Genomic DNA, 18,182 nt, shown 5'->3' on the forward strand with positions numbered 1-18,182 from the left:
AGACAGGCGAGGCGCCGGGGCCTCCGTGAGGCGAAACCCTGGACTTGAGCGGCGGGCACCGAGCCGGGGGCGCGTCGATTCAGAGGACGAGCGCACGCTGCGATACAGCGCGTCGCATGCCCTGGGCACCATCCCGGCATGAACGAGAACCCTCTATCTTCTCAATCCCTTGACGTCCCACCCGAACTGGTTCGCGATGCCCGAGCCGCAAGGAACATCGTGGTGCTGACCGGTGCCGGCATGTCCGCCGAGAGCGGCATCCCCACCTTCCGCGACACGCGCACCGGCTTTTGGGCCAACTTCGATCCGTCGGCGCTTGCCAGCGCATCGGGGTTCAAGCGAAATCCGGCACTCGTCTGGGGTTGGTATGAAGGGCGGCGGCGCGACGTGAGGCGCCGAAAGCCGAATGCGGGCCACTTCGCATTGCAGGACTTGGCGAAGCTCGATGGTGTCGAGAGCTTGACGGTCATCACGCAGAACGTGGACGACCTGCATGAGCGCGCAGGGTCGACCGATTTGATTCACCTGCACGGCAACCTGTTCGGGTCGCAGTGCTTCGCCTGCCAGCGCCCATACGTCGCGGATACGCCGTCGGCCGTTGAGGATCTTGCTGAGCCAGATGCAGAGGAAGATCGCCCGACCCCTCCACCGCGATGCCGTCGCTGCAACGGTCTGGTTCGCCCGGCGGTCGTCTGGTTCGACGAGCTGCTGTCGCCAGCGAACTGGACGGAAGCCTGCCGGCATGTGCAGGGCGCCGACCTGGTCCTGGTGGTGGGCAGCTCTGGGGAGGTGTACCCGGCGGCGCTCCTTCCCGACATGGCCGTGGAGCGTGGTTGCCCGGTCTGGATCATCAATCCCGCCGATGGCCTTGATACGACCTTCAGAAAGGCCTGGCGATCCACTGCGGCGGTCGCGCTGCCGGCGCTGGTCGCCGGGTGTGCGAAGGAGGAGTAGTACGTTGCATGCGATGGCGCGACTGAGGGCCGCGGCGGAGCTTCAACGGGCTGGATGTGACACAGCCTGTCGCACGCCGGCCGAGCATCGTGGGTCTCGAAACGCAGGAAGCTCCCATGCTGAAGGTTCCCGACATCCACGCCCGTCGCTGCAAGGCCAATCCAGACCCGACTCCTGATGGGCACTGGGTCGGTCTTGTTTTCGAGAACGCCTATGGCACCCACGTTCTCGAACTGAACGGACGCATGCCCTTGCCGGATCACGACCCGGACCTTCAGTTCGATCTCAAATACTTCCTGTGAGACTACGGTCTGGTTTCCCAGCAGACAGCAAGACCCAGGAGGAGCGCATCCGTGTGGCGCAGGAGCTGTGGGATACACAACGCACATGCCACGTCTTGGCGCGTCAGTACATCGAGCACCTCGGGCTGATCACGGACCCCGCGCTGTGGGCCGGCGTGCAGCGGCTCTGCTGAATGCAGCGGGGAATCAGGGCAGGGTCTTCTGCTCGGTGCTCCACCCGTCCGGCCCTGGACGAAACCCGCGACCGGCCTGGTCGGCGATGAAGGTGAACACAACCCGCTTCGGAGCTGTCGGATGATTGTCGGGGAGGACGCGGAAGCTTTCGATGGTGCCGCCGTAGAAGGACTCGCCGGCCTGCGTTTCCAGGAAGTAAATCCTGCGGCCCACCAGTGACGCAGCCTTCTCCTCCGCGACGACCCAGTTCCCACTTTCGTACCGGTGGGCCTCGCGGTCGATCTGGCGGATGTTGTTGGCCTTCTCGATGAAGCAGATGGCAGACGGCATCGGTGATCTCCTTGGTGGTAGACGGTTGCGAACCCGGCGGATTAGCTGAACTGGAAGACGGGCTTGCCGGTGCGAGACGGTAACCGGCGGCCCTGCGGCAACAGGAATGCATGGTCTCTCACGACCGTCAGGTCGGTATGCCGATCAGGTCTTCCAGTGCGAGCTGCGAGCCGAGCAGCGACACGCATTCCAGGCCGAGGTCCTGTGCGAACTGCTCGACCAGCGAGCTCTTGCCGATTCCGGGTGGCCCCCAGATGAACACCGGTCGGACGGGCGCCACTTGCAGGAGGAAGGTGCCGACCTGCTGAATCGAGAGGGTGGTTTGAGGTGTCATGAAAGCTCCAAGGGCTTGAGCGAACCGCTCAAACGAAACCGATGCGCGTGCTCTTGGAGCCGCGCTTGGTGCTGTGTTCGACTCGCAGCTCCTCCAGCCAGGCAGACCCGGGAAGCCCCAACGCGCGGATGCGGCGTGCCGCGTTTGCGAAATCGCCGGGTGTCAGGCCTTCGAGGTGCTTGAGCTCCCTTCGAGTGACATCGTCAACCGGTGGGGATTTGTCTTCAGGTTCCGGTCGCCAGCCTTGTGCGAGTTCGGCGTACAGCTCGATGCGTTGACGCTCCAGCAGTGGTGCGAAGTCCATGCGGAACGTGAAACGCCGCATCAACGCTGCATCGAAGAAGCTCGCGTGGTTGGTCGCGCAGATGAAGATGCCCTGGAACAGTTCGATCCAGCGCAGGAACTCCGCCGTCACGGCGCTGTCGGCCCGATGCGAGTCCTGGCCTCGCGCGCCGAGCAGGACTTCGGCTTCATCCAGAAAGAGCAGTTCCGTGCGAGGGTCACAGTCGCGGAACATGGCGGCCACGTTGCCCTCCGACTCGCCGAACCACTTCGAGTGGATGTCGGAAGCGGTGCGAACTACCAGGCGCACGCCGAGCTGCGCTGCGATTTCACCTGCAAGCTGCGTCTTGCCCGTGCCGGGTGGTCCGGAGAAGACCATGGCCACCCCTGCGCCTGCGTCCTTCGCCGTGCTTCGGCGCTTCAACGATTGAATGACGGCCGCCGGAGTCGTGTTCCCCTGGACGTTCAGGTAGCGCAGGTCGAACCGGGTCGACCTTTGTGGAGATGTCGACAGGGACGTCTTGCCGCTCGCCTTGAGGTGCGAATCTAGGACGAAGCGAACAGCGTCGTTGACCGCCGACTTGTCCATCGAACACATCGAGGTGAATCGCGCTGCGATGTCCAGGTGGGCAGGGCTGATCTCCGGGATGGCACTGGCGTACTCGACCGTCTCGTCGTCGCAACCCAGTGCGCCCAGGCGCTGCTGCGCAATCGTGCGACGCAGGGCGTAGGGGGTGGCGGGAAACTCGAGGCAGAACGAGAACCGCCGCAGGTAGGCAGGGTCGAGCTGAGAGATGCTGTTGCTGATCCAGACAACAGGTGTCGGGTTCTGCTCGAGCAGGTTGTTGATCCAGGCCTTGCCCTCCGTCTGGGACTTGATTTCTCCGAAGACGGGGTGGCTGAACTTGTGCTGGAAGATGTCCTCCGCTTCATCGAGCACGATGATGGAGCTTCCAGCTTGGCCGACAAAGCTCTGGTTCAGCTGCAAATGAGCCAATCGTTCGTTGCGGCTGGCCTCGTCTCCGTCGTCGTCGCAGGCACTCACGGCGAAGGCATTCGCGCCGATGTCGGCCGCGAGTTGCCTAACGAACTCGGTCTTGCCGGTGCCGGGAGGGCCGTAGACCAGGATGTTGACTCCGTGCGCGGCGCTGTCGAGCGCACCGCGCAGTGCAGTCTTCAGGAGCGTGCGTTGGCGCTCAAGGTGCGGCCACTCGAGCGAGGCGGTGTCGGGCTTTGCGATGGGAGCCAAGACGGACAACGCCATCTCTTGCTCGTTGGCATAGACGCCGCCCAGGAGGCGTTCACCGAGGGAGCTCAGGGACAGCAGGTCGTCGAGTTCGCTCCAGTCACGCATGCTGCTGAGACCTTTTATCAGCCCGCAGCGCGTCAACCGGCCTTTGGAACTGAACAACTTTGCGGCCTCGACAGCGCTGAGGTCCATGAGCGTGGCCACAGCCAGCTCGACGCGAGCCGCTCGCTTGACGAACTGGAAAAGCGATGCATCGATACGGCCGAAAGAGCAGGCAGTGACGAGGCGGAGCATCCCGGCCTCTCCGTCGTTTAGACCGACGAGCCTGGTCAACATCTCCAGGTTCCGGTCACCCGGATACTCGTTCTCGGTGACAAAGGTCAGCAGGGTCTGCTCCACCTTGTCGACCAGGGTCCGGAATCGCGGCAGGTCACGAGCGATGGCCTCTCCAAGCGCACTCAGGATGCCGCGGCTGAAGGGCATGCTCGGCTTTTCACCCGGCTCGACACAAGGTTCGAGGCCCGCTGCGCTTTGGGCCTTGCTGTGCGCTTGCAACGCGGTCAAAAGCGCGCGAGGGTGCTTTTGGAATGCTGGAGCGAACGCAGCGCCGAGGTCATCCATGCTGTGTTCGGGAAAGGGATTGCCTGTGTGCCGCACACAGTAGAACAAGGCAAGTGCCATGCGCGCAGTCGGAACGGCCTGCGGGTCGCTCGGATCGAGCTTCCACAAGTTTTTGTTGATGCGAGGCATAACGACTGACCCTACTGTTGCTGCTGAGGAACTCAGTGTCTGCAGGTGAACGACAGCATGTGTCGCACACACGCCGGCTTCGTCGAGGTGTCTGCGAAATCGGAGCGACGATGAAGCCAGCGCACAGCGTCGCGTTGTCCGCCCATCGCTTCGAGTTCGGCGAGGCTTCGCTGACCCCGCGGTGCGCAGCAACCACCGGCTCGCTGAGCGGCCGACCCCGCTTACCATGAACTCGGGCCGCTACCTGTATCTAGGGGCGGTGTAGCGCATGCTGTTGGCCTGGTACTCATTCGACTGGATGAACACCGGAAGGTATAGGCCTGAGGAGAGCAGATATGCAAATTCAGACTTGCGCGGAGACTGCGATGGGACCGAGTAGGTGCAAGTGACAAGCAAGTAGCTACCGACAATCGATGGGTCAAGGGCTTTGGCTGAAACTTCAGCGCTTCCTACCGTGCACGAGGCCGACTCTGTGATCGTGTGCAGCGTGTTCGAAGACAGCATCGAGCCTTGGAACTTGCGTTGCTCTTCTCGCGTGGACTGATAGGTGAACGAAGTGCCTGGCGTGGGTTTGCAGAGATTCGCGGCGCTTGTGGAGAAGCTCACCAGCCTCACTCGCGAGCCGATCTGATGCTTGCTGCTGACGTCGAACGGCAGGAATACCCCACCGGCGGGGATCGCAGTTGTCAGTCGTGAGTCGGTCGTACTCCCAGACTCACCGAGCAAGGGTACAAGTCCGCAGAGACTGACGGAAGTCGCGATCGAAGCACTCATCGACCCGTCTCCACCCTTGTAGCGCCCTGTGGAGGTAGAGCTAAGCCGACCATCTGACTGCCAACGAAATGTCGACTGCTGTTCGCTTGTGGCGATTCGACCGAGGTTGGCTTTGTGATCGATCTTGACCACTTCGTTCACCGAAACCAGTTCTGCCGACACAGGAAGTGAAGGGCTGTGAGCTGCAACTGCAAGCTCAACTGACGGTACAACGACAAGGTCGATGTCGCGATCGATAGGCGTTCCGGATGACGCACAGCCGGACACCGCGAGGAGCACGGCACTGAGTAGTGTGCCGGCCTTGACGACGGCAAATTGAGATCTGAGCATTTTTGCTGGGCATTGAATGGGCAGCAAGAGTTTGCCAAAGCCAACCTCGAATCTGGCCAACCTTCAATCGCATCCGAGCGACATGCCTTGTCGTTCAATGGATCACGATGTGAAGGTGTCCAGCAGCCTCCCTGGAATCGCCATGTCCTCGATCCTGTTGATCCTCGTGCTTGCGATGCCGCAGGGCGTGACGTCGTTGACCCAGTCCTACGAGAACGAGGCGGCATGTGCCGCCGCGAGCGCAAAGATCCGTGAGCGTCTGGTCACCGGCCGGATCGTGCTGCTGGTGTGCACGCCGCAAGCATGAGTCGGCCCCCCGCGCTCGTCGGCCGTATAGAGGCGATTGGAATACACGTAGATGTCTGCAGGCCAACGGGGCAGTGCCAGCTCTCCCACGAAATACTGCGCCAAATCCTTGGTAGCGACCGAAAACTATATCTTGTTGCCTTCAAAGGCACTGCACCAGCGAAGCGACACTCCTTAATCGCAGATATAAGTCCGGTTGAACGGATACTTATGTCGTCGTTACGACACTAGCAGGAGCGCGGCCGGCAATCGGGCACAGCCGCCATCCTCCAAATCCACATAGCGGAGGTGGCGACCAACGTACAAGCGGGTCCGAAACTTGACCAAGATCTCAACTAGGAACACGATGGTCGTTGGCGGCAATGCGCCGCCGATGGTGCAGCCTAGCGGTGTGTGAGCCGCTGCACATGCGGCCCCGGATTAAGTTCAGTTTTCGCTCACCACTTCATGAAGGTGAACCTCAACGTGCGAGCGAATCGATGCCGTCAGCGGTGCTCTGCACTTGCACAGAGTGTGTCCTCTCTTCGGCAAAGCCCGTGCGAGGCAATAAGAGCGCAATTTGTCGGTCAGCATCTAGGGTAACTATGGGACCTTTGGACCTGCACCTTACGAGGCGACCGTGCGTGGCAACGAACGCCCCCGTGGTCAGTTTCCCCGCTGCGATGCCGGGCCGCGCCTGCTCAAAGAGGTCGTCAGGCGCGCGGTCAACGCCGGCTAGACTCGCTGATCGTAGAAGAACCGTCTCACACGGTGCGTCACAAGGCGCTTCGCATCTGCGTGAGCCGGATTGACCAGGACGTTCAGTTCCTCGTTGATGATGACGGAGGGGACACACAGCAAGGCGCTCGACCCGCGCGCCAGCCACGTGGACCCGATGGTCGTGCTCACCCTTCCCTCCGGGACAACGTCCCAGCCGAGCGGCAGCGGGAGGGTCTTCACCTCGCGTGCCGCCCAAACGTCGTCGGGGACGTCAATGCGCACAAGGATCCGGTTGAACGGAAGCTTGGTGCCCTGATGGCCCAGGTGCGCACGCGTCTCCCAGGCGGCGAGCGAGGCCGACATGGACGTGTAGGTCACGTGCTCGCCTGCGGCGTTCCAGCGTCCGCCCTTGTGAGCCGCACCCTTGCCGGCCAGGTCCTCAACGGTCCAGTCGGGCGTATCGGAAGCGATGCGCCAGAGCGAAACCGTCATGCGACCAGGCCGCCCCGCATGCGTTCGAGAAGCGTCTCGACCACGCGCTGCCCATCCGGGTTGCGCAGCAGCGCCGCCGGCGTGGCGCCGCCAAGTTCCGGCAGCGGAGTACGGATCCAGGTACTGACCCAGCTTTCGAGGTCGAAGTCCTTCACCTGTTCGGCGTCCCCGCTCTCCTCCAGCAGCTGGCGCAAAGTGGCCACCACGCGCATCAACGCGACGGTACGGTGGCCAGCCGCGTCGGGGAGCACCTCGCCGGCCTTTGCCTTGCGCAGGTACGTGGTTTCCGGAAGACCGATGATGTCGAGCACACTAGGGGCCGGCTCGCTCAGGGCCTTGGACAAGAGGATCACGGTGATGGCCGGCACACCCTCTTCCACGGCGCGGTAAAGCGTGAGGTGGTCGCTCAGGCGTACTTGGTCGACCAAGCGATCCCACTGGGACCGCCAGCTCTTCTCCACAACGCTGCTGGGAAGCGCCCAGAAACCCCCACGGGTGTGCAGGCGACGAGCGGGAACGACTGCGTCCATACGAGCCTCCATTTGGTGGCGATTCTACGCCATACGGAGACCACTGCGCCGGCGACTTTCCTTCATGAGGAGTCGATGGCTGCGCACTTCGCGGATCCTGCGCTTTCCCATACCAGTGCACGGATAGAACCAGCGCGTGCGCCGCAAGAGGCCGCTACGACTTGTCCGACAGCCCCAGACGCAGAGCCTGCGAGCGAATCCAACTAGCTCTGTCCGGCGCCATTGCCCGAGAGCAGGCGACCCCACGTACAAAGTCGTAAGCAGGCTGGCCGCGGCACGGCCTCAGTTAGTGACCACTCAACTTTTCGGCCACCTGGCCGATTACGCTTGTGATGAAGCAGTCAAACAGCGTGCCGGACTGCGTCATCAGCTTGGCACATCACAACGCATGTGATTCTCGTTGGCATTGACGCCCAACGGACTCGACCGGCGTTTACCACCTCCCTCTTGGATTTTTCCGATGAATGCACGCACGAACACGCTCCGCAACCTCAGCGTTCTGGCGCTGGCCGCAACGCTCGCCGCATGCGGTGGTGGCGGTGGTGGTAGCGACTCCAACTCCGGCGGCTCGACTGGCGGTGGTGTCAACAACCCCGGCGGCGGCACGGTGACGACGCCCTCGACCGACGTGGTGACGAGCGTGGGCACCCTCAAGACATCCGCCGGCACCTCCCCGTACGCGGGCGCCGGCTTCGAAGCTGAAGCGTTCGCCACCATCAACGCGACCCGCCTCGTCGCCGGTGCCGGCTACGTTTCGCAGAGCGCTGCACTGGACACCGCTGCAGCGGCGCATGCCAAGTACCTGACGACGAACATCGCCCTCGGCCTCGGACACGCCGAAGACCCGACCAAGGCCGACTACTACGAAGCTACCGCGGACAGCCGCGCCACCAAGGCGGGCTATCCCAGCGGTTTCGTCACCGAGGCGGTGGGCGGCACTGGCGCCACCATGAAGGCCGCTGACTGCGTACTGGGCCTGCTGAACACCGTGTACCACGCCGCGGCGGTACTGAGCCCGGCGACCAACGTCGGCGTGGGCGTCGGCACTGATGCTGCAGGCATCCCGATGTGCGTCACGGTCCTGGGTGCCCCGGCCAGCGAGACATACCCGCAGGTGGCGGCGGCCGGCGATCTGGTCGCTTATCCGTCGGCTGGCCAGACCGGCGTCTTCGAGACGTTCTACGTCGGCTACGAGTTGCCGCGCCCGCCGGTCACGCTTTTCCCGAACACGACTGCGGGCAGGCCCGTCATCGTAAGCGTGCGCAACGCCGACTTCGTGAACTTCAAGGCGGCCGGCACCCTGGCGGCTGTCGTCACCAAGTTCGAGCTGAAGGACACGGCCGGCAGCGTGGTGCCGGCAGGCATCCTGGCGAACGCGGGCTTGACCGGTTCCGGCGTCGCCCTGACGGCCGACTCGAATCTGGGCGAAGGCTTCGCCGTGCTGGTGCCCCTGGCGCCGCTGGCCAAGGGCGCGGTCTACACCGCGACCTTCACTGCAACGCTGAAGTCGGGCGGTACCCCTGTCGCCAAGACCTGGAGCTTCACCACCAACAACTAAGCGGTCTCCTACCGCCTAGCTCGGAACCCGGCACAGCCGGGCTCTTGTGTTTCTGCAGCAGCCCACCCATGAGCATGAATGACCTCGCCATCATCAGCCAGCTGACGGCTCCCGCATCCATACCCTCGGTCCAGTCGGCCCCGTCGGTGGCGTCGGTGCAAGCGGCTGTTTAGCGATACCGGGCAGCGCGCCGCGACATTGACCAACTTGGTCACCCACTACCAGCGGAGGTCCGGGACGCTTTGCGCGTATCGGCTGCGCAGCGACTTGGTGCAAGCCACGCCGCCAGAAGGAATCTCGCCGCGCACCAGGAGCTCATTCGAACCCTGTTGAGTCAGCTCAGCGAGGCCGAGGCCGAAGCCACCGCGGTCGCTCTTCCCTACCTGAGCAGCCTCTTTGGCGTGCCGATTCCTGGTCCGGTCACGTTGCCGCTCGACGAAGGACAGCAAACGATCACGGAACACGTCATCGGACTTAAGTCCCTACGGACGAGACTCGGCAAGGTGTCGGGCGTCGTGCGGACCGCTGGTCGTGACCTCCGTCATCGGGGCACCAGGGCGTTTATCAATTGCGGCTCCTCCCTCTACTTCACCGAGGACTACGCCTTCTGACCGGCGGCGGCCGTTGATGTAGCGTCCAATGCCGTGCGGGCTACAGCGAGCGCCGCGTTGAAGCTATGCGTACCTCCGATAAACCCATTGTTGTGCATGAACCCGGGCACCCACCTACATTGTTCTCGGCAACGCCGCGGGCCGATCGCCAGAGTTCGTTAAGCGAAATGAGCGATGGTCCATCGTGCCGACCACGACGTGCGGTTCGGCAGGAGCGCAATAGAAAACCCGCGGCCGACCGAAGTCAAGCGCGCGGGCTGTGTGGGACGCGAGCCTTGGGACGCGCCGCTTTGCGGGGGCGCTAAGGCTTCATCTCGAACGTAACATTCGGGCGTGCCTGTAGCTGGCCATCATCATCTAGTCCGGATTGAGGTCAGTCCTGGCTCACCACTTCATGGTGGTGAAGCTGAAGGTACGAGCGAAGCCGATGCCGTCAGTGGTGCCCTGCACTTGCACGGTGTAGGTCGTCTCTTGAGCAAGGCCCTGACGCGGGATGACGAACGCTTGATTGCCGGTCAGCACCTTGTGCGGGTCCTGGCTGGCGTGGTACAGGAACACCGGGATCGAGTCGCCGGTGCTGCTGGTGATGGTTGCGCTCAGCAAGTCGATCTCCTTGCCTGCTGGTGCACGGACATAGATGGGTTGCCCCACGTGCTCGTCTGCCGCGAAGCCCAGGCCAGCGAATGGGTCCGGTGCCTCACCCCGCATGCTGGGCTGCACGCCTGTCGTACCTTCGCAGGGATAGGTCACCACATCGGCCGGCTCTTGCCTAGGGACGTCTGTAGGCTGCCCAACAGTCCAGTTCAGGGTCGCAACCGGGTTTAAGCCACCTTCGGCAAACGACACCCCCACGCCTGCATCGCGGTAGCCGTCGAAGCTGCCGGCCAAGTGGTAGACGCTGCCCAGCAGTGAGCGCACAAGGGCGTCACCCATGTTCGACGCCGTGCCGATGCCCCGATAGCTGATGAACTCGCCGGAGCCACCTACATAGCCGGCTTTCGTGCCCCGCTCGTTCGGAGTTATCGCCTGAAAGCCGCTCTTGTTGGCGTCCTCAAGGTGCCCGCCGGCCTCCCCATCCATGAAACGCAGACGTTGGTATTCAGCGTGCCAGCCAGCCGCCGTGTCCAGCTTCGCGTTTTGAGCCACCTTGCCGAAGCCGCAGCGCGAGCGCTCGCTGTTCAACAGGTCGAAGGCTACAGCAGCCACAGAGCCAGGCATGTAGGTTGGAGCAGGAACCGTCGTCACCGGGTCCACCGTCACCGGCTTGGAAGGCGCGGGCGCCACCACCGGAGGAACCGGAACGCTCGGCACTTCAGGAACGGTCGGGGGTCGTGGGGACAGCGGGCTGGTCGAGGTGCTGTCGCCGCCACCACCGCCACCACCGCAAGCGGAAAGGGCCGCAGCAGCTACGACGAGGAGGGCGAACGTCGTGTGAGACGCGAAACGGATGGGGGCTTGCATGCACGCACTCTATTTTATTGCGACGCGTTATGTATCGACCGATTCGCTTTGCCCACTCTTGTTTGTGACCGATTTCCTGGCAACGCATCGACCAACGCCCGGCTCGTCCGACACAGCGTCGGCGTACTGCTCCAGGGCCTGCATCGTGATGCGCTGTTGCTTCACAAGGTCAAGCAGCGCTCGCGCATGGGTGAGCAAGTTGTTGATCGGCCGTACCGGCGGCTACCTTGATCGTCGGCTTGCCGAGCGCCCGCCGGCCAGGTTCAGCGCCCCAAAGTGAACTTGATCATCGGCTGCGCGCCAGCGGCGCCAACTTTCCAAGCGTAGCTCTTGCTCAGCAGGCCTGGTGTGCGGTCCGCGTTGTGCTCGATGACCGTCGCATTGCTCGGCAGGCTCACCTCAGCGGTGCCATTGAGCTTGATGCCGAGCGAGCGCATCTCCTCGCGGTCCTTCTCCTTCATGGCCGGCGCCCCGAGCGTGTAAACGCCCGCCTTGTCACGCGCCACGTAGAAGACCTTGAACGTGCGGACCTGCTGGCCGGGCGGGACCTCCTCGTCGATCCGAAGCTCGTATCGGCCCTGCCCGCTGTAGCTGACCTTCTTGAAACCTGGCAACTTGGCCGATTTCTCGCCGTCGGCCTTGAGCGATTCGTCGTCCTTGGCCGTCAACGATCCCTTGCCCTTGATTTCCATCGCAGCCAGCGCGTTCACGGCGGTGCCATCGTAGGTGAAGGTGTAGCCCCCATCGGGCTTGAAGCGCACTGCCGTCTCGAACTTTTCGGGCACCAGGCAGCCCGTGAGGACACAGCTGGCGGCGAGGACGGGGACAAGGCGAGCAAGGTTGTTCATGCGGGAGTACTTGGTTGAAGCGCAGGCCAGCTACGAGGCTAAAGGCGGGGTTATGAGTAGGAAGGCGACGATGTTTGCCCCGACCTTTAGCCGCTAGCCAAAGAGCGTTCGACCTTCGGCGCGATCGACGCTCCGCGACTGTAGAAACGACTTGAGCTATGCGCCGAAGTTGGACAAATTTCCTCCCGTTGTCTCCTAAGGAAGGTCTGCAAAACTCAGCGGCGACTCGCTCTCGATGGCCGAATGAAACTTGGATGCGTGGCTCAGATGGAACGTAGCAACCGTGAGGCTAGCCATAGACACCCAAGGCCGCATGCACCATAGAAGGTGGCTAGCAGCGCATGCCCAGCGGCAATGCCGAACAACTCAGCTGCGATGAGTGCCAGTCCGCAAAATACTCGGCAGCCAAGTCCCTGCGGGAGGGAAGGATCGAGTGCGAAGATCATGTTGGCGCTAGCCAAGAAGGCTCCGGCGCCAACTACGAGGAGCAGCCAGGCAAACCACTTGTATTGACGGTCCATCATGCGATGGTAGCTCCCGTTGTCGCTGTAAGTCGCGACTTCGCTGCCACACACACCAACTGTCATGCAACGTTCGTAAAACCACGGGGTACTAGGCATAGCTTTGTCGTTCGAGCTCGGCGACGATGTGGCCCATGAAGCAGCTCGGACTTGGCCTGGACCTTTCAACCAAACGAACTCGTAAGCGCGAGTTCCTCGACGAGATGGGGCGCGTGGTGCCATGGGCGGCGCTGGTGCAGGTGGTGCAGCCGCACTACCCCAAGGCAAAGACGGGCCGCCCGCCGTTCGGCATCGAGACGATGCTGCGCATCCACTATCTGCAGCAGTGGTTCGCGCTGTCGGACCCGGCGATGGAGGAGGCGCTGCATGACATGCCGGTGTTCAGGGAGTTCGCCATGCTCGATGACGGTGTGACGCGGCTGCCCGACGAGACCACCATCCTGCGGTTCCGCCATCTGCTGGAGAAGCACGACCTGGCCACCGAATTGCTGCGGGTGGTCAACGACATCCTGCAGGCCAAGGGCCTGATGATGAAGAAGGGCACGGTGGTGGACGCCACACTGATCGCCGCGCCCAGCTCGGCAAAGAACGCCGAGGGCGAGCGTGACTCCGAGATGAAACAGGCCAAGAAGGGCAACCAGTGGTACTTCGGCATGAAGGCCCACATCGGCGTGGATGTGGACTCCGGGCTGGTGCACAGCGTGGTCGGCACAGCAGCCAGCGTCAACGATGTGACGCAGGCCGGGGCGCTTCTGCACGGCCAGGAGGAAGCGGCCTTCGGCGACGCTGGCTACCAAGGCGTGCACAAGCGGCCCAAGGCCCAGGGCCCTGCCTGGCATGTCGCGATGCGGCCCGGCTTGCGGCGCCAGCTCAACCCGTTTATCGAACCGCAGTTCATCGCCGAGCAGATCGAGCGGGCCAAGGCCACCATCCGCGCCAAGGTCGAGCACCCGTTCCGGGTCCTCAAAAGGCAGTTCGGCTACACCAAGGTGCGCTACCGAGGGCTCAAGAAAAACACTGCTCAGATCGTCACCTGTTCGCGCTGAGCAATCTGTGGATGGCACGGCGGCGGTTGACGGGAGATGTGGGATGAGTGCGTCCGCAGCGGCCTCGCGGCCGTGCGGTACGCGCTGAGCGCATCGCAACGCGTCAAAAAGCAGCGCTGAGACAACAAATGACTGGCATCCTGGCGCATCCGCGGCATCAGTTCACCTTAAACGCCACTTCGCAGCGCGTTGTGCAGACCTTCCCTAACTCATTGGTCGGTCGGGAAAGACGAAGTTGTGGCCGAGGCCGCATCCTGTGGCTGGGCATGCCGCCGGCGAAATGCTCCAACGAGCGCTTGGGCACGGATCGAGAGCGAGGTCGCGCGCCATGGTCGAGCGATCGGCCCGTTCACGGTCTCCAGGCGTCGAGGCGAGACGCTGATCCGCGCCGTACTAGCAGGTGCGACGCTCTCGCCGCTGACGCGTGACGGGCCTAGCGACCACCTTGCCGAGAAGGTTGAGCGCTGGCTGTGCGCCCATTCGCAGCTGCAGGCCGCGCTGCGGAACCTCGGAGCTTGTTGATGTCACATCGAACTCGTCAGGCGACCCCGCGGAGGGTTCCACGCGGAATACCGTGCTACGGCGAATCCAACACCCATAGGTGTTGTGAATTCGAGACGGCGCCAGAAGTTTCGCGGCGTCAGGTTGTGTCAAACCTGATAAGTATTGAAAGCAATACTGATGAGTTATTCATCAATAGCTCATTTTCATCGTGAGCTACTCGTCGATGTTATTTGGAATCTTTTTAATGCATAACATGTAGCAATAATTCTTCCGAGAAGTACTGCTAAGTGTAAATGCCCGCTTCCTTTGTGCTTGCAAGGGTTTCCGCTAGGTTTATTTGCCTTGTTTTATCGAATCCACTCGTGGATGATATATAAACAAGTTGAATCGAATTGGACGATTTCGTTGTCGACCTTAACGCTCGCCGCACGAAGAAGCAGTGCTTAGTCGCAAATGGTGAGGAGATCTCAGGCGGGGCGACCAAGCACGGCTTCTCGCTGGCCCTCGTGTATGGCGTTCTCTCGGGCTGAACCAAGGGTATGCGAGGCGAAGCCTATCGGATCGCGGTAGCTCTGGGCCTTAAGCCCGGGTCGCAAGATTCCACAGATAGTGCCGCAACCAGGGATAACTCGAGAAAGGGGAACTGAGTCTTCTTTCCGAGCCACAAAAGAAGAAGGCCAACCTTTGAAGAGGTTGACTTTCCGGCGAAGCCTGAACGATTCAAGCATCAGCTCTGCCTGAGTTTCCTCATCCAAGAATCTTCAGTCAAGCCCTCTGGCGGTTTTCTCGGCATCTTGCGATGGACCGTGAGGCCGACGGTGTCGCAAATGTTAGGCTTAGCCACTAAGGTTATGAACTTGAACGAACCAGCGGCAGTGCCCGGTGCCTGTTGCAAACAGGCGATCAACCGGCTTACTGAATACACACGATGGGTCTTGCGGCGCCTTGACCGGCAGATGCGAGCTCGACACGGCCAAGGCCGCCGGGAGGGATACAAGCCATGGATCCACATCCGGCGCCGCCTTCCAGCAAGAGCCTCGCACCACGTGTTGGCCCACTTGCCGCTCCGACCTCGCTCGCTCCACTTTCTTAGCACGATCGAAGAGAACACGGCGCTGTTGCTTGGATGGCTCGGCGCCAAAGAGATTCGAGAAGCGTTGCCGGCCTGGCCTATCTCACACCCAAGTCCGGCTGCCGGCTGGGATCCAGATCTCGATGCGAGACTCGACACGGTTCCTGGCCTGCTTGAGATCGCCCGCGACGCAGGCATCGACCATGGGGTGTATCCCGGTACGCGAGTTCCATTCGTCGCGACGATCGACATCGTCGCGGTACTACCCCAGTTGCCGCTTCGCAAATTATTGTTCGTGGGTTGCAAGCCATCCTCAGCACTGCTCGCAGATCAACGCGCGTTAGAACGCCTGGAACTTGAGCGGCTCTACGCGCAGGCATGCGACGGCGTCCACTCGATCGTGCACGAGAAGACATTCGACGAGAGACTCATTGAAAACCTCCAATGGATCGTGCCGCGCTACAGTGAGCTGCAGCGTCTTCAGCGGACCAGCATCCTCAATGATTTCAGCGGCGAATTCCTCTGCTGCGCAGGCGACCTTCCCGTCGTCGAAGCGCGCAACGTGGCCGCCGCGCGGGTCGGCTGCAAGGAGGATCCTGAGGCGTTGCTCCGGGCCTGCCTGTGGACTCGCCGGATCGACGCGGACCTGACGCAGCCCATCGTCCGATCCAGGCCTTTGGCCCGTGGCGGCGAGCGTATCGTCAACGCGTGCCTTGCCAAACTGCTGAAGTAGCGTGACGACCGATCTCGCACTCCTGCCGGGCAAAGCGCTCGTCGTGTTCGACGATCAGGCGAATCCGGAGCCGTGGGCTCGGCTGCTACGTGTCAGGGGACGTTGGGCGTTCATCATGAAGTTCCCCCGCCGCGGTCAAGACGGTGTGGCGGATTGGTACGTGCCGGGCCCCAAAAGGCTCACCGTCAAGAAGGTTCAGGAGGAGATGCGAGAGCGCGGCCTGAGGCTGATGGACTACCGCGGACCCTCGCGCTGGTACTGGACGGACCAGGATCTGGCCAACATGAAGGCTCGCGTCGAATGCGATGGCGAGGACGAAGTGGACAAAGGACTTGGGACCCGGGGCGATCGACGAAACATCGACCTGTGGATCGCGGAGCGGGACAGGGCTTGGTCGTTCGTCGAGCCGTTGTTCAAGGAGTTCTCGATTGCCGACGTCCTAGAGCTTGGCCTCTACCGGACGTGGCCAAGCAAACGGGCGAAGGAGCTTGGAGTCGACTCGCGCCATGTCGTGCGGGCTTGCCGTCTCTACATGCTGTCGCTCGGGCAGCTTGGGGCGTTGATGCCTGCCTTCGACCAGCGAGGCGCACCAGGGGTAGAGAAGTTCAGCAAGGTGCCCACCGGCAGAAAAACCGATTCCGTGCGCAGCGATGGCAGCCGAGGCTTCGCCGCCACGGCGGGAGACCGGAAGGAGATGCAGGACGTCTGGAAGAAGCACAAGAAGAAGGGAATGTCGGTCGAAAAGGCGCGAGAGCGCGGGCTTACCGAGTACAGAGCAGAAAGCCTCAGCCAGGAGGGGCCCAACGTCGACGTGACGTTGAAGCCGGAGGGGCAGCTGTGGTCGATCGGACAACTGCGAAGGCACGGGCCGCGCGGCCAGGGCAACCTGTCGGCGTCCGCAGTCAACAGGGGAGACACCGAAAGCCGCCCAGCGCACAAGCGGCGCGCAAAAGCGCGCTCAATGAGACCGGACAGGATTGGACTTGTCGCTCAAATCGACTCGTCACCTGCCGACTTCTATCCATGCTCCGCTGCGTCGAGCCTACATGCACTGTGCAAACCGTGGCGCACTGAGCTCACCGATGAGGAGCTTGGCTATACCTTTGGTCTCTACGTTGGCTTCGAGCACGTCTCCACCTGTACCTCTCTGTTGGCGATCCTGAATGCTGCCGAGGACCATGTCGGGTTCTGTGCCCTCTACGGCATACACATAGAACCATGGCAGTGGCACTCTCGCCCGTTCCGGCGAGTCAAAGCCGACAACGGAGAGATGAAGGCCCAGAGTGCCTTCAAGGCTCTGGGAGAAATGGAACAAACGGGCGAGTACTGTCGAGCTTATGCCTGGGAGGACAAGGCCCTCCAGGAGTCGCGGCACCGTACTCGCCAAGCCGCCGTCGAGCACCAGGTCGCAGGAACGGACCAGGGCAAGCGCACGGACCGTGGTGCATCGGATCCAAAGCAAGACGCTGCAGTGACCTTGTATGCGTTCATGCAGCAACTCATCAAGCACATCCTGTGGAAGAACAACGAAGAGCTTGTGCCTCACCTGCTCACGGTCGAGATGCGAAATGGAGGTGTTCTGCCCTTCCGCGGTGAGATCTACCGGTGGTGTTTGAAGAAGGGCTACGTGGCCGAGGAGGCGATGGACCTCACTGCGCTTCGCGCACGGTGCTTACCAGCGATAGAGGCCAGCCTGCATTCGAACGGCGTTCACCTCTTTGATCCCACTTCCTCTCACAAGCGCCTGATCCAGGGTGTGGTCTTCAGCAGCAACTGGCTGAAAAGCTCGGGCCACCTCGCCAGAGCCGGTGGACGGACGAAACGGGTCGACGCGCGGATCAATCCGTCCCGGCCGAAGAGTGTCTTTGTGGAGTTCGGCGACGACGGTATGAAGGAGCTGAACCTTCAGACGGACGACCCTTTGCGGAGAGAGCTCACCCTCGCGGAGTGGCTGCACATCGACGCGGGCGATCGAGTCTTTCGCACGGAGCATGGTGCCGTGGAGTTGGACAACGGCGCATCCCGGCTCGCGTCACTCGATGCCACGAACAGGGCCGGGCGCGCCAAGAAGCGCAAAGAGATTGCGAACCAGCCGGTCAAGCCCTCCAAGGCATCCCTAGTTAAAGACATGGACGAGCGAACACGGCGCGAAAGAAGGGCGACGAGTGAACACTACATCCCCGGTCCTCACGATCAGCCGCAGCAATCGAAGGCCGCTGACCGTGCTGCGCCTGTCGGAAATTCAGTGGCGGCGGCAATGGCCAAGCTGAGGCAGGAGGCGGATTGAGGGTGACATAGGCTCTTGGCAACTGGACTAGCGGA

The 18,182-nt window shown here is 62.2% G+C and carries 16 protein-coding genes; 8 read left to right on the top strand and 8 right to left on the bottom strand.

Annotated elements, in window-relative coordinates:
- Positions 1 to 138: 138 nt before the first annotated feature.
- Together VO99_RS00535 and VO99_RS00540 are read left to right on the top strand one after the other, a co-directional pair.
- Positions 139 to 954: an SIR2 family NAD-dependent protein deacylase gene (locus tag VO99_RS00535; protein ID WP_046110846.1), complete on the top strand. Its 816-nt coding sequence runs from the start codon at positions 139 to 141 to the stop codon at positions 952 to 954.
- Between the two features lie 116 nt (positions 955 to 1,070).
- Positions 1,071 to 1,256 carry a hypothetical protein gene (locus VO99_RS00540; protein WP_046110847.1) on the top strand — a complete coding sequence of 62 codons (186 nt, stop codon included), beginning with the start codon at positions 1,071 to 1,073 and terminating at the stop codon, positions 1,254 to 1,256.
- A 186-nt stretch (positions 1,257 to 1,442) separates the two neighbouring features.
- Here VO99_RS00540 and VO99_RS00545 read toward each other — a convergent pair whose 3' ends face one another.
- From VO99_RS00545 to VO99_RS30030, 4 genes are all read right to left on the bottom strand, one after another.
- Positions 1,443 to 1,760 (bottom strand): hypothetical protein, encoded by a 318-nt coding sequence (locus VO99_RS00545; RefSeq protein ID WP_046110848.1) that lies wholly within the window; start codon positions 1,758 to 1,760, stop codon positions 1,443 to 1,445.
- Positions 1,761 to 1,887: 127 nt separating this feature from the next.
- Entirely contained in the window at positions 1,888 to 2,094 is a 207-nt protein-coding gene (locus VO99_RS00550) for an AAA family ATPase (RefSeq protein WP_046110849.1), read from the bottom strand.
- 28 nt (positions 2,095 to 2,122) lie between these two features.
- The gene (locus VO99_RS00555) at positions 2,123 to 4,375 is read right to left on the bottom strand and encodes an AAA family ATPase (RefSeq protein WP_198156827.1); all 2,253 of its coding nucleotides are present in this window, start codon (positions 4,373 to 4,375) and stop codon (positions 2,123 to 2,125) included.
- 240 nt (positions 4,376 to 4,615) lie between these two features.
- Positions 4,616 to 5,539, bottom strand: a complete 924-nt coding sequence (locus VO99_RS30030; RefSeq protein WP_157039387.1) for a hypothetical protein — start codon at positions 5,537 to 5,539, stop codon at positions 4,616 to 4,618.
- An 82-nt stretch (positions 5,540 to 5,621) separates the two neighbouring features.
- On the opposite strand from VO99_RS30030, the gene VO99_RS00560 reads away from it, so the two are divergent.
- The gene (locus VO99_RS00560; RefSeq protein WP_157039388.1) at positions 5,622 to 5,786 is read left to right on the top strand and encodes a hypothetical protein; all 165 of its coding nucleotides are present in this window, start codon (positions 5,622 to 5,624) and stop codon (positions 5,784 to 5,786) included.
- A gap of 713 nt (positions 5,787 to 6,499) precedes the next feature.
- On the opposite strand, the gene VO99_RS00565 is transcribed toward VO99_RS00560, so the two are convergent.
- Together VO99_RS00565 and VO99_RS00570 are read right to left on the bottom strand one after the other, a co-directional pair.
- Positions 6,500 to 6,976: an RES family NAD+ phosphorylase gene (locus VO99_RS00565; protein WP_046110852.1), complete on the bottom strand. Its 477-nt coding sequence runs from the start codon at positions 6,974 to 6,976 to the stop codon at positions 6,500 to 6,502.
- On the bottom strand, positions 6,973 to 7,506 hold the full coding sequence (locus VO99_RS00570; protein WP_083440262.1) for an antitoxin Xre/MbcA/ParS toxin-binding domain-containing protein: 534 nt from the start codon (positions 7,504 to 7,506) through the stop codon (positions 6,973 to 6,975). Before VO99_RS00570 ends, VO99_RS00565 begins: the two co-directional genes overlap by 4 nt.
- Positions 7,507 to 7,966: 460 nt before the next feature.
- Here VO99_RS00570 and VO99_RS00575 point away from each other — a divergent pair, with 460 nt between their 5' ends.
- Entirely contained in the window at positions 7,967 to 9,064 is a 1,098-nt protein-coding gene (locus VO99_RS00575; protein ID WP_157039389.1) for a CAP domain-containing protein, read from the top strand.
- A 329-nt stretch (positions 9,065 to 9,393) separates the two neighbouring features.
- Positions 9,394 to 9,675: a hypothetical protein gene (locus VO99_RS00580; RefSeq protein WP_046110854.1), complete on the top strand. Its 282-nt coding sequence runs from the start codon at positions 9,394 to 9,396 to the stop codon at positions 9,673 to 9,675.
- 384 nt (positions 9,676 to 10,059) lie between these two features.
- Here VO99_RS00580 and VO99_RS00585 read toward each other — a convergent pair whose 3' ends face one another.
- On the bottom strand, positions 10,060 to 11,136 hold the full coding sequence (locus tag VO99_RS00585; RefSeq protein ID WP_157039390.1) for a CAP domain-containing protein: 1,077 nt from the start codon (positions 11,134 to 11,136) through the stop codon (positions 10,060 to 10,062).
- Positions 11,137 to 11,399: 263 nt separating this feature from the next.
- Complete coding sequence (locus VO99_RS00590; RefSeq protein ID WP_046110856.1) at positions 11,400 to 11,984, bottom strand: hypothetical protein; 585 nt, start codon at positions 11,982 to 11,984, stop codon at positions 11,400 to 11,402.
- 655 nt (positions 11,985 to 12,639) lie between these two features.
- Here VO99_RS00590 and VO99_RS00595 point away from each other — a divergent pair.
- The 3 genes from VO99_RS00595 to VO99_RS00605 all read left to right on the top strand — a co-directional run bounded on the left by VO99_RS00595 (position 12,640) and on the right by VO99_RS00605 (position 18,147).
- A protein-coding gene (locus VO99_RS00595) for an IS5 family transposase (RefSeq protein ID WP_157039391.1) occupies positions 12,640 to 13,598 on the top strand; the annotation gives its coding sequence in 2 pieces (ribosomal slippage) (positions 12,640 to 13,540 and positions 13,540 to 13,598; 960 coding nt in all).
- A gap of 1,515 nt (positions 13,599 to 15,113) precedes the next feature.
- A complete protein-coding gene (locus tag VO99_RS00600; RefSeq protein WP_232315222.1) occupies positions 15,114 to 15,860 on the top strand; it encodes a PDDEXK family nuclease in 747 nt (248 codons plus the stop codon).
- 1 nt (position 15,861) lies between these two features.
- Positions 15,862 to 18,147, top strand: coding sequence for a TnsB C-terminal domain-containing protein (locus VO99_RS00605; protein ID WP_046110858.1), 2,286 nt, complete (start codon positions 15,862 to 15,864; stop codon positions 18,145 to 18,147).
- The last annotated feature ends 35 nt before the right edge of the window (positions 18,148 to 18,182 follow it).

The sequence above is a fragment of the Aquincola tertiaricarbonis genome, assembly GCF_000969605.1.
Taxonomy (GTDB): domain Bacteria; phylum Pseudomonadota; class Gammaproteobacteria; order Burkholderiales; family Burkholderiaceae_C; genus Aquincola; species Aquincola tertiaricarbonis.